Origin of the sequence: Pusillimonas sp., assembly GCF_029263785.1 — a bacterium.
In the GTDB taxonomy this organism is placed as follows: domain Bacteria; phylum Pseudomonadota; class Gammaproteobacteria; order Burkholderiales; family Burkholderiaceae_B; genus Pusillimonas.
Genome location: NZ_JAJUFE010000090.1, coordinates 1 through 3,786, shown reverse-complemented (window position 1 = coordinate 3,786; position 3,786 = coordinate 1). Strand labels below are relative to the sequence as shown.

At 56.5% G+C, this 3,786-nt stretch carries 5 protein-coding genes and 1 pseudogene; 3 read left to right on the top strand and 3 right to left on the bottom strand.

Translation table 11 applies throughout. The features are described from left to right. Positions 1–180 (bottom strand): annotated as a pseudogene (locus tag Q1J88_RS12820) (ABC transporter ATP-binding protein); the annotation flags it as partial. Positions 181–189: 9 nt separating this feature from the next. On the opposite strand from Q1J88_RS12820, the gene Q1J88_RS12815 reads away from it, so the two are divergent. Continuing rightward, entirely contained in the window at positions 190–471 is a 282-nt protein-coding gene (locus Q1J88_RS12815) for a MarR family winged helix-turn-helix transcriptional regulator (protein ID WP_301118124.1), read from the top strand. Between the two features lie 5 nt (positions 472–476). Here Q1J88_RS12815 and Q1J88_RS12810 read toward each other — a convergent pair whose 3' ends face one another. Further along, complete coding sequence (locus Q1J88_RS12810; RefSeq protein WP_301118123.1) at positions 477–875, bottom strand: RidA family protein; 399 nt, start codon at positions 873–875, stop codon at positions 477–479. 113 nt (positions 876–988) lie between these two features. Beyond that, entirely contained in the window at positions 989–1,726 is a 738-nt protein-coding gene (locus Q1J88_RS12805; protein WP_301118122.1) for a sulfite exporter TauE/SafE family protein, read from the bottom strand. A gap of 340 nt (positions 1,727–2,066) precedes the next feature. Here Q1J88_RS12805 and Q1J88_RS12800 point away from each other — a divergent pair, with 340 nt between their 5' ends. After that, entirely contained in the window at positions 2,067–2,354 is a 288-nt protein-coding gene (locus Q1J88_RS12800) for a co-chaperone GroES (protein ID WP_301118121.1), read from the top strand. Positions 2,355–2,391: 37 nt separating this feature from the next. Then, positions 2,392–3,786 (top strand): chaperonin GroEL (gene groL / locus Q1J88_RS12795; protein ID WP_301118120.1); only part of this gene is annotated, 1,395 nt, incomplete at its 3' end.

Here is a 3,786-nt window from a genome sequence, read left to right as displayed (position 1 = left end):
GAGCACATGACCTTCAGACGATACCTTGAGTGCGGCACAGGCGTTCTGTTCAACCAACAGAACCGATAGGCCGCTATGACGCAATTGCCCGATTTCCGTAAGAATTTCCTGGACGATCAGGGGAGCCAGGCCCAGGCTTGGCTCATCAAGCATCAACAGCCTCGGTTGGCTCATCACCGCTCCATTCCCATGAAGCAACTGGCCGAGGTTTCCGCCAGCGACAAGGCACTGGTCAGCCGTACAGTCAAAGAGCTGATCGCCAAAGGGCTGGTATCAACGGCCTCGATGAAGACGGGCGACCGGTCTTTGGAGTGTCACATCACCGCAAAGGGTGCACGCGTAGTAAACAAGGTAATCGGCCAGGCACGCGAACGTCACGCGCGCCTGCTTCTGGCGCTGGACACCGAAGATCGTGTCCGCTTGTACGGAATTTTGCAAAAGCTGCAAGAGGTATGCGCTGATATCGATTAGACGCCCTACTCCAGAGCCACGCACTCCAGCTCGATATCGAAGCCCATTTGCCACGAGCACACGGGAACAAATGTGCGCGAGGGAGGATTTTCAGGGAAAAACTCGGCGTAGACTTCGTTGATGGCCTGAAATTGCGTGGGTTCGCTGCAATACACCCGCATGCTGACGATTTTTTCCATCGACGAACCGGCGTGGCTCAAGACGTGCTGAATACCTTCAAGGCAAAGGCGGGTTTGTGTCTTGATATCTTGATTCTTGATAACTGTGCCAGTATCCAGATCGAGTGGCGGCATTCCCGATAAAAATAAAAACCCATTGGCTCGCACCACGGGTGAAATCGGAATCTGCGCGGCCTTCATGCCTGCCGACAAACCGGGAATGGGGTCAACAATTTTTGTGGACATGAGATATCTCCTTTGATGAGTGCGGTCGCAACTGACCTGCCCTCTGTTCTTATGTCGTGCAACCATACCAGTAGATATAGAAGCTTCTGGGCATTCGCAACCTTTGCCTTGCCTCAAACAAATAAATGGCGCATTAGAAAAAGCCCACTTATGGTCAGGAGCACAGCCAGCGCACGGGTCATCAGCAAGGGGGAAACCCAAGCGGCGCATCGATTACCCAGTACCACCCCCAAAAGCGCAACAGGAATTCCGTACAGCCAGCGGATGGCGACGACGTCGGCATTGATCTGACCCGAACTCCATAACACCACCACCGCTATCAGGCCCGCCAGCACCATGATCACAGGCACTGTCGCCCGTATCCCCGCCACATCGATCTGCCTTCGATGCAGCCAGGCCAGCACGACCGGCCCCGCCGTGGCAAACATCACTTCAATTACGCCAATTAAGGCACCCACTGGATGAGCCCAGAGCGCGGAAGGCCTGGCCGACGGTTTCGACGACGGCACCAGGGCGCGGATTCCCACGAATGCTACATAGAGGCCAAGAATAAACAGTGGCCAGCGCCTGTCCAGTACTCCCAGAAGCAACAGGCCGGCCAAGGTGCCTATCGCCATTCCCGGCAATAAGCGGCGCATCTCCTTCCAGCGCACCTGCTTCAAATTGAGCCCGCCATGCAGCATGCTGGCAGGAATATCCAGCAAGATAGCCATGGCGACCACGTCCGGCAGAGCCCAAATGCCCGCCAGCAAAGGAACCACGACGAGTGCCGAGCCGAAGCCGGTCAGGCCAAGGACGAAGTAGCCCAGGGCCAGCACCAGGGCCGGGTACAGGTAGGAAACATCGAACATTTGCGGGCTAATTTACTAAGCTATCCGCAGTGGGAGCACTCGTTGTATGCATGGATATTCAATTGAGAGCGACGTAGGTATGGTCAAAGACAATTGTGTCGGGTCGCACTGATATTAGACGAAACCGGAGGCTGCGAACGCGATGCAACTCGACTTCAGGCCTGATTCTCTGGCGCGTGACCGGTGCGCGTCGCTCTCCGCCACCCGCCACTTGTAACAAAATCCAACCCTCCCCTTGAAGAATTCCAGACCGTCCTTATAATTAGCACTCGAGGGGGTAGAGTGCTAACAACCGCCCCTTTTGCTATTTCCAACCAATTTTTTAATCAGGAGTACCTTCATGGCACTGCGTCCTTTGCACGATCGTGTGATCGTCAAACGTCTGGACAACGAGCGTACCACCGCCTCGGGCATCGTCATCCCCGAAAGCGCCGCTGAGAAACCCGATCAGGGCGAAGTTATCGCTGTCGGTCCCGGCAAGAAAGCCGAAGACGGTAAAGTGACTCCGGTCGACGTCAAAGCTGGCGACAAGGTTCTGTTTGGCAAGTACGCCGGCCAGGCCGTCAAGGTCGATGGCGAAGAGCTGCTCGTCATCCGCGAGGACGAAATCCTCGCCATCATCGAGTAAATCCTCCAAACGAATACGAATCTAGCAAGGAATCACAATGGCTGCTAAGCAAGTACAATTCGGCGACGACGCGCGCACGCGCATTGTTCGCGGCGTAAACACCCTGGCCAATGCCGTCAAGACCACACTGGGCCCCACAGGCCGTAACGTTGTGCTCGAGCGTTCGTTCGGTGCTCCCACGGTCACCAAGGACGGTGTTTCGGTCGCCAAAGAAATCGAACTGAAAGACAAGTTCGAGAACATCGGTGCGCAACTGGTCAAGGAAGTTGCTTCCAAAACCTCCGACAACGCTGGTGACGGTACCACTACCGCTACCGTACTGGCCCAATCCATCGTCGAAGAAGGTCTGAAGTACGTTGCCGCCGGCATCAACCCCATGGACCTGAAGCGCGGTATCGACAAGGCTGTTGCCGTTGCTGTCGAAGAGCTGAAGAAAATCTCGCGTCCCTGCACCACCAGCAAGGAAATCGCTCAGGTTGGCTCCATCTCGGCCAACAGCGACGAGTCCATCGGCAAGATCATTGCCGACGCCATGGACAAAGTTGGCAAGGAAGGCGTGATCACCGTTGAAGACGGCAAATCGCTCGAAAACGAGCTGGACGTCGTCGAAGGCATGCAGTTCGACCGCGGCTACCTGTCGCCCTACTTCATCAACAACCAGGACAAGCAAGTTTCCGTTCTGGAAGATCCCTATGTCCTGATCTACGACAAGAAGATCAGCAACATTCGCGATCTGTTGCCGGTTCTGGAGCAAGTTGCAAAATCCAGCCGTCCGCTGCTCATCGTCGCTGAAGACGTTGAAGGCGAAGCCCTGGCCACTCTGGTTGTCAACAACATCCGTGGCATCCTCAAGACCACTGCTGTCAAGGCTCCTGGCTTCGGCGATCGTCGCAAGGCCATGCTGGAAGACATCGCCATCCTTACCGGCGGTACCGTTATTTCCGAAGAGACCGGTGGTTCGCTCGAAAACGCCACGCTCGAGCAGCTGGGTCAAGCCAAGCGCGTCGAAGTGGGCAAAGAGAACACCATCATCATCGACGGCGCCGGCGACAGCAAGTCGATCGAAGCTCGCGTCAAGCAGATCCGCGTTCAGATCGAAGAAGCGACTTCGGACTACGACCGCGAGAAACTGCAGGAGCGCGTTGCCAAGCTGGCAGGCGGTGTTGCCGTGATTCGCGTTGGTGCTGCCACCGAAGTCGAAATGAAGGACAAGAAAGCCCGCGTCGAAGACGCCCTGCACGCTACGCGCGCAGCCGTCGAAGAGGGTATTGTTCCTGGCGGCGGTGTTGCACTGATCCGCGCCAAGGCCGCCATCACCAAGGTCAAGGGCGACAACATCGACCAGGAAGCCGGCGTCAAGCTGATCCTGCGCGCTGTTGAAGCTCCCCTGCGCACCATTGTTGCCAACGCCGGCGAAGAGCCCAGCGTCGTG